Below are 7,741 nucleotides of genomic sequence, written 5' to 3' on the forward strand. Positions count from 1 at the left end.
CACCCCTCCTCCCCCACCATGCCCTCCCCCCTCTCTGTGGGAGCTCACCTCTTCCCAAAAAGAGGGCGACACGGTCTCAAGCGAAAGGCAATAAAAAGCCCCGCACGGCAAACCATGCGGGGCTTTGGGTGCAGCCAGGAAAGGCTTACAGGCCGGCAGCGGAACGCAGGGCGTCGGCGCGGTCGGTTTTTTCCCAGGTGAACGTGGTGAAGGTGTCGTCGCCCACGGTCTTGGTGCCCGGGATGCGGCCGAAGTGGCCGTATGCCGCGGTTTCCTGGTACATCGGGTGCAGCAGGTCGAGCATCTTGGTGATCGCGTATGGGCGCAGATCGAACACTTCACGGACCAGCTTGATGATCTTGTCATCGCTGATTTTGCCGGTGCCGAAGGTGTTCAGCGAGATCGAAGTCGGTTGAGCGACGCCGATGGCGTAGGACACCTGAATCTCGCAGCGCTCGGCCAGGCCGGCAGCGACGATGTTCTTGGCCACGTAACGACCGGCGTAGGCTGCCGAACGGTCAACCTTCGATGGATCCTTGCCGGAGAACGCACCACCGCCGTGACGGGCCATGCCGCCGTAGCTGTCAACGATGATCTTGCGACCGGTCAGGCCGCAGTCGCCCACCGGGCCACCGATGATGAACTGGCCAGTCGGGTTGATGTGGAACTGAGTGTCCTTGGACAGCAGTTCGGCAGGCAGCACATGCTTGACGATCAGCTCCATCACGCCTTCGCGCAGGTCGGTGTACGACACTTCCGGATTGTGCTGGGTCGACAGAACAACAGCATCGATGCCGACAACCTTGCCGCCTTCATAACGGCAAGTCACTTGCGACTTGGCATCCGGGCGCAACCAAGGCAGCAGGCCGGATTTGCGGGCTTCGGCTTGCCTTTGCACAAGCTGGTGCGAGAAGGTGATCGGTGCAGGCATCAGCACGTCGGTTTCGTTGCTGGCGTAGCCGAACATCAGGCCTTGGTCACCGGCACCCTGGTCTTCCGGCTTGGCGCGGTCAACACCCTGGTTGATGTCAGGGGACTGCTTGCCGATGATGTTCATCACGCCGCAGGTCGCACCGTCGAAACCAACGTCGGAGCTGGTGTAGCCGATGTCGGTGATCACGTCACGGACGATCTGCTCAAGGTCAACCCAGGCCGAAGTGGTGACTTCGCCGGCGATGATGGCCACGCCCGTTTTCACCAGAGTCTCGCACGCCACACGGGCGAACTTGTCTTCAGCGATGATGGCGTCCAGCACCGCATCAGAAATCTGGTCGGCGATTTTGTCCGGATGCCCTTCAGACACGGACTCGGAGGTGAAAAGGGAGTATTCGCTCATCTCGATTTTTTCCTGAAATTACCGATGGTGAGTGTCGCCAGCCGGCCGCTGAAAATGGCGGACCTGAATCTGGAAACCATTACGTAAGCCTACATAGAGGCTTTCCCCGGGAACGAGTCCCGCAGCGGTGGCCCAACGGGCCAGATCGTCCTGTTCAAACCCCAGCCAGAGATCACCGCAGGCCTCCTTGGCCCAACTCTGGTTGTGGCTACATAACTCTGTCACCAACAGGCTACCGCCTGGTTGCAGCAAGTTGGCCATGTGCTTGAGGGCATCGGCCGGCGCGGCGAAATGGTGCAGCACCATGTTCAATACAACGCAATCGGCCTTGAGGTTCACGCCGTTCAAGGCATCGGCCAGTTGCAGGCTGACGTTGGTCAGCTGTTGGCGTTCGCACACCTGGCGCGCCAGGTCGAGCATCGCCTGGCTATTGTCCAGCGCTGTGACCCGGGTGAAACGGCGCGCCAATTCCGGCAGGAAGGCACCGTCTCCGGGGCCGACTTCAATGGCGGTCGCGCCTTCGCTGAAACTCAGCTTGTCGAGCAGGGCCATCACGCTGTCGCCGTACTGCGGCAGGCCGGCAATCAGGTCTTGCTGGGCGCGAAACTTTTCCGCGACCCGTGAGAAAAAATCCTGACTGGCCGCAGCCCTTTGCCCGTGGACCTGAGCGATCCGCGACTGCACATCGACAGGCAAGGTCAGGTCGTCCACTTCCTCGAGCAGGGCAGCGTGCAATTTGCCACCCATCAATTCGGTGTGGGGCAGGGCGCGACGGTAAAAAATCGCATTGCCTTCACGACGGGTCGCCACCAGATCGGCCTGGGCCAATACCTTGAGGTGATGGCTCATGCCTGACTGGCCGATGCCGAAGATCTGCGCCAGCTCAAGTACACCAAACGAATCGTTGGCCAGCGCGCGCAAAACATTCAACCGCAGGGGATCCCCGGCTGCCTTGCACAAGGCTGCCAGCTCATCGCAATCGTCATGGCGGATTGAGGGCACGCGTAAATTCATAAGGCCGGCAGTCTAGTCATGCACCGGAAGCATCGCAAGAGCAATATCAAAAAGTTTTGATATTGCTCGATAGATGGCACTTCTTAACGTTAGCTTCAGTCAACAAACGAGTGGCGGAAAGGTTTCACCAGCCCAAACCGTCGTTATCCATTGGAAAAACGCCTCCAGATGACTATCTGTCATTGCCCCGAGGCGTCCGGGTGAGGGAAAATGCTCGCCTTTTTTCCGTATTCACTCTCGTTTCAGAATTCCCAGGAGATCAGCGATGCCTAGCCGTCGTGAGCGTGCCAACGCCATTCGTGCCCTCAGCATGGATGCCGTGCAAAAAGCCAACAGCGGCCATCCCGGTGCCCCTATGGGTATGGCAGATATTGCCGAAGTGCTGTGGCGCGACTACCTCAAGCACAACCCGAGCAACCCATCGTTCGCCGACCGCGACCGCTTCGTGCTGTCCAATGGTCACGGTTCGATGCTGATCTACTCGTTGCTGCACCTGACCGGCTATGACGTCACCATCGACGACCTGAAGAGCTTCCGCCAGCTGCACAGTCGCACCCCGGGCCACCCGGAATTCGGCTACACCCCGGGTGTCGAGACCACCACCGGTCCACTGGGCCAGGGCCTGGCCAACGCCGTGGGTTTTGCCCTGGCTGAAAAAGTCATGGCAGCGCAGTTCAACCGTCCAGGCCACAACATCGTCGACCACCACACCTATGTGTTCCTGGGTGATGGCTGCATGATGGAAGGCATTTCCCACGAAGTCGCTTCCCTGGCCGGCACCTTGGGTCTGGGCAAACTGATCGCTTTCTACGATGACAACGGCATCTCCATCGACGGCGAAGTCGAAGGCTGGTTTACCGATGACACGCCGAAGCGTTTTGAATCCTACAACTGGCAAGTGATCCGCAATGTCGACGGTCACGATCCGGAAGAGATCAAGATCGCGATCGAGACCGCCCGCAAAAGCGCGCAGCCAACCCTGATCTGCTGCAAGACCACCATCGGTTTCGGTTCGCCGAACAAGCAGGGCAAGGAAGATTGCCACGGCGCCCCGCTGGGTGACGCTGAAATCGCCCTGACCCGTGAAGCCTTGAAGTGGAACCACGGTCCATTCGAAGTCCCGGCCGACATCTATGCCGAGTGGGATGCCAAGGAAGCAGGTCGCGCGGTGGAAGCCGAGTGGGACCAGCGTTTTGCGGCCTACTCCGCTGCTTTCCCGACCGAAGCCAACGAACTGATTCGTCGTCTGAGCGGCGAACTGCCGGCCGACTTCAGCGAAAAGGCCGATGCCTACATCGCCGAAGTGGCTGCCAAGGGCGAAACCATCGCCAGCCGTAAAGCCAGCCAGAACGCCCTGAATGCATTCGGCCCGCTGCTGCCTGAGTTCCTCGGCGGTTCGGCTGACCTGGCCGGTTCCAACCTGACCCTGTGGAAAGGCTGCAAAGGCGTCAGCGCTGAAGACGCCAGTGGCAACTACATGTACTACGGCGTGCGCGAGTTCGGCATGACCGCCATCATGAACGGCGTTGCCCTGCACGGCGGCCTGGTGCCTTACGGCGCGACCTTCCTGATGTTCATGGAATACGCCCGCAACGCGGTACGTATGTCGGCCCTGATGAAGCAGCGCGTGATCCACGTCTACACCCACGACTCCATCGGTCTGGGCGAAGACGGCCCGACTCACCAGCCGATCGAGCAGCTGACGGCCCTGCGCAGCACGCCGAACCTCGACACCTGGCGTCCAGCCGATGCCGTTGAATCGGCGGTGAGCTGGAAGCACGCACTGGAGCGCAAGGACGGTCCTTCGGCCCTGATCTTCTCGCGTCAGAACCTGCAGCATCAAACCCGCAATGCCCTGCAGATCGCCGACATCAGCCGTGGCGGTTACGTGTTGAAGGACTGCGCTGGCGAGCCAGAGCTGATCCTGATCGCCACCGGCTCGGAAGTCGGCCTGGCCGTTCAAGCTTTCGACAAACTGACCGAGCAGGGCCGCAAGGTGCGTGTGGTTTCCATGCCATGCACCAGCGTGTTCGATGCCCAGGACGCCAGCTACAAGCAATCGGTCCTGCCGTTGCAGGTCGGTGCCCGTATCGCCATCGAAGCTGCCCATGCCGACTTCTGGTACAAGTACGTCGGCCTGGAAGGTCGCGTGATCGGCATGACCACCTACGGCGAATCGGCGCCTGCGTCGGCTCTGTTCGAAGAATTCGGCTTCACCTTGGAAAACATCCTGGGTCAGGCTGAAGAGCTGCTGGAAGACTGATCCAGAAGTTGTGTCGCTCGTACTGCCGCCTTCGCGAGCAGGCTCGCTCCCACAGGGATCTCCATTGACCCTGTGGGAGCGAGCCTGCTCGCGAAGGCGGTGGTTCGGTCAACGCTGCAAAGACAGATTCACCACGGTAATCGAGAACCCCCATGCCTCAACCGCGTCCCTACAAAGTTGCACTCAACGGCTACGGCCGGATTGGTCGTTGCGTCTTGCGTGCGTTGTTCGAGCGAGGGGCGAAGTCCGGGTTTGAAATTGTCGCGATCAACGATCTGGCCGACATGGCCAGTATCGAATACCTGACGCGCTTCGACTCCACCCACGGGCGTTTTCCCGGTGAGGTGAAGGTCGACGGCGATTGTCTGCATATTAATGGCAACTGCGTGAAGGTCCTGCGCAGTGCCACCCCCGAAGGCATCGATTGGGCGTCATTGGACGTCGATCTGGTGCTGGAATGCTCCGGTGCCTATCACACCCGTGAAGACGGCCAGCGTTTCCTTGATGCCGGTGCGCCGCGGGTGCTGTTTTCCCAGCCGATGGCCAGCGAGTCGGATGTCGACGCTACCATCGTCTACGGCGTGAACCAGGAGTGCCTGACCGGCGATGAGCTGCTGGTGTCCAACGCCTCCTGCACTACCAACTGTGGCGTGCCGCTGCTGCGTCTGCTGGACCAGGCCATTGGCCTGGAGTACGTATCGATCACCACGATTCACTCGGCGATGAACGATCAGCCTGTGATAGACGCCTATCACCATGAAGACCTGCGTCGCACCCGTTCGGCGTTCCAGTCGGTGATCCCGGTGTCCACCGGTCTGGCACGGGGCATCGAACGCCTGCTGCCGGAACTTGCCGGGCGAATTCAGGCCAAAGCCGTACGTGTGCCGACGGTGAACGTGTCGTGCCTCGATATCACGATGCAGACCGTCAGTGATACGGACACCGCCGAGGTCAACCGGATCCTGCGGGAGGCTGCCACCAGTGGCCCGCTCAAAGGCCTTCTGGCCTATACCGAGTTGCCGCACGCGAGCTGTGATTTTAACCATGACCCACATTCGGCGATCGTCGATGCCAGTCAGACCCGCGTTTCCGGCCCACGGCTGGTGAACATCCTGGCCTGGTTCGACAACGAATGGGGTTTTGCCAACCGAATGCTGGATGTTGCAGAGCACTATCTGCAAACAGCGATTTCAAAAAAACCTGCTCTCTAAGAACAGCTATTCAGGAAGTGCGACCCATGACCGTGTTGAAGATGTCCGACCTCGATCTGCAAGGTAAGCGCGTATTGATCCGCGAAGACCTCAACGTCCCAGTCAAGGACGGTGTAGTCACCAGCGATGCGCGAATCCTGGCTTCGCTGCCGACCATCAAGCTGGCCCTGGAAAAAGGCGCGGCAGTGATGGTTTGCTCGCACCTTGGCCGTCCGACCGAAGGCGAGTTCTCCGCTGAAAACAGCCTCAAGCCAGTCGCCGACTACCTGAGCAAGGCTCTGGGCCGTGAAGTGCCGCTGGTAGCCGACTACCTGGGCGGCGTCGACGTCAAGGCCGGCGACATCGTGCTGTTCGAAAACGTGCGCTTCAACAAAGGCGAGAAAAAGAACGCCGATGAACTGGCCCAGCAATACGCGGCCCTGTGCGACGTGTTCGTAATGGATGCTTTCGGCACGGCACACCGCGCCGAGGGTTCGACGCATGGTGTTGCCAAGTTCGCCAAAATCGCCGCTGCAGGCCCTCTGCTGGCCGCCGAGCTGGATGCACTGGGCAAGGCCCTGGGTGCACCGGCCAAGCCAATGGCGGCCATTGTTGCCGGCTCCAAGGTGTCGACCAAGCTCGACGTGCTGAACAGCCTGAGCCAGATCTGCGACCAGTTGATCGTTGGTGGCGGCATCGCCAACACCTTCCTGGCTGCTGCCGGTCACCCGGTTGGCAAGTCGCTGTACGAACCAGACCTGCTGGACACCGCTCGTGCCATCGCCGCCAAGGTCAGCGTACCGCTGCCGGTGGACGTGGTTGTGGCCAAAGAGTTCGCGGAAAGCGCCGAAGCCACAGTGAAGCTGATCGCCGACGTTGCAGCTGACGACATGATTCTGGATATCGGCCCGCAAACTGCGGCCAATTTCGCCGAACTGCTGAAATCGTCGAAAACCATCCTGTGGAACGGCCCGGTCGGCGTGTTCGAATTCGACCAGTTCGGGAACGGCACCAAAGTGCTGGCCCAGGCCATCGCCGAGAGCGCGGCGTTCTCCATCGCGGGCGGCGGCGACACCCTGGCGGCTATCGACAAGTATGGCGTGGCCGAGCAAATCTCCTACATTTCTACCGGTGGCGGCGCGTTCCTCGAATTCGTCGAAGGCAAGGTGTTGCCAGCCGTTGAAGTCCTGGAAAGCCGGGCCAAGGCCTGAGGCCGCCCGTTTGGCCAGGCAAGGGAGTGTTCACATGGTCAAGACGTTAGCGCTGTTGATCGTCGCGGGTTCGCTGGCGGCGTGCGGGAGTAACCCGCAAGCCACGCCGGAGCCCGGGCCGACCGCGCCGCATAATGGCTGCTACCAGGCTGACTGGCAGGCAGAGACCAATCCGGTGCTCAACAAGCGCTCCGGGCCTGAAGGCCTGGACAAATACGAGACACAGACTCCCGCCAAGGAACATGGCTGTCCTTGACGGGTCTGACTCTTTACCCAGGGCTGGCGGCGTGCGCCGTCAGTCGAGGAACACGGATGAAAGGATTGATCGCCATTACGGCGCTGGCACTGCTGGCCGGGTGCACTAACTTGAACCCGTTCCAGTCGTCCGCCCCGGTGGACAACTGGACCACCTGGACCTGCGACAGCCAGGCCAAGGTGCTTTGGCGCTACACCAACGACAGTCGCAATGAAGTCGATGTACGACTGGGCGGCGCTGATCAGGTCTACCGCTTGAAGCAGGAGCCGGGCGCGTCGGGTTCGCTGTACAGCGACAACATGCTGGCGTTTCACATTAAAGGTGAGGAAGGCCTGGTTTACTGGGTCGCCACCAATGATTTGATTGGCCGCGGGTGTAAGACGCAATAACTGACACACCTGGGAATCAATGTGGGAGCGAGCCTGCTCGCGAAAGCGCTTCAAGCGACGACATCGTTGTTGAATGTAAGGC

7 protein-coding genes are annotated in these 7,741 nt (G+C 60.4%); 5 read left to right on the forward strand and 2 right to left on the reverse strand.

Going from position 1 to position 7,741, the window contains the following annotated elements:
• Positions 1-145 precede the first annotated feature (145 nt).
• Both metK and ACSFE6_RS30300 read right to left on the reverse strand, forming a co-directional pair.
• Entirely contained in the window at positions 146-1,336 is a 1,191-nt protein-coding gene (gene metK / locus ACSFE6_RS30295) for a methionine adenosyltransferase (RefSeq protein WP_435431051.1), read from the reverse strand.
• 18 nt (positions 1,337-1,354) lie between these two features.
• On the reverse strand, positions 1,355-2,350 hold the full coding sequence (locus tag ACSFE6_RS30300; protein WP_435431052.1) for an ArsR/SmtB family transcription factor: 996 nt from the start codon (positions 2,348-2,350) through the stop codon (positions 1,355-1,357).
• Between the two features lie 265 nt (positions 2,351-2,615).
• Here ACSFE6_RS30300 and tkt point away from each other — a divergent pair, with 265 nt between their 5' ends.
• From tkt to ACSFE6_RS30325, 5 genes are all read left to right on the forward strand, one after another.
• A complete protein-coding gene (gene tkt / locus ACSFE6_RS30305; RefSeq protein WP_435431053.1) occupies positions 2,616-4,613 on the forward strand; it encodes a transketolase in 1,998 nt (665 codons plus the stop codon).
• A 152-nt stretch (positions 4,614-4,765) separates the two neighbouring features.
• Entirely contained in the window at positions 4,766-5,824 is a 1,059-nt protein-coding gene (gene epd / locus ACSFE6_RS30310) for an erythrose-4-phosphate dehydrogenase (protein WP_435431054.1), read from the forward strand.
• Between the two features lie 26 nt (positions 5,825-5,850).
• Complete coding sequence (locus ACSFE6_RS30315) at positions 5,851-7,014, forward strand: phosphoglycerate kinase (protein WP_435431055.1); 1,164 nt, start codon at positions 5,851-5,853, stop codon at positions 7,012-7,014.
• A gap of 34 nt (positions 7,015-7,048) precedes the next feature.
• Positions 7,049-7,270 (forward strand): hypothetical protein, encoded by a 222-nt coding sequence (locus ACSFE6_RS30320; protein ID WP_435431056.1) that lies wholly within the window; start codon positions 7,049-7,051, stop codon positions 7,268-7,270.
• A 56-nt stretch (positions 7,271-7,326) separates the two neighbouring features.
• A complete protein-coding gene (locus ACSFE6_RS30325; protein WP_435431057.1) occupies positions 7,327-7,659 on the forward strand; it encodes an MliC family protein in 333 nt (110 codons plus the stop codon).
• Positions 7,660-7,741 lie beyond the last annotated feature (82 nt).

Source organism: Pseudomonas baetica (assembly GCF_051216495.1).
Lineage (GTDB): Bacteria > Pseudomonadota > Gammaproteobacteria > Pseudomonadales > Pseudomonadaceae > Aquipseudomonas > Aquipseudomonas baetica_B.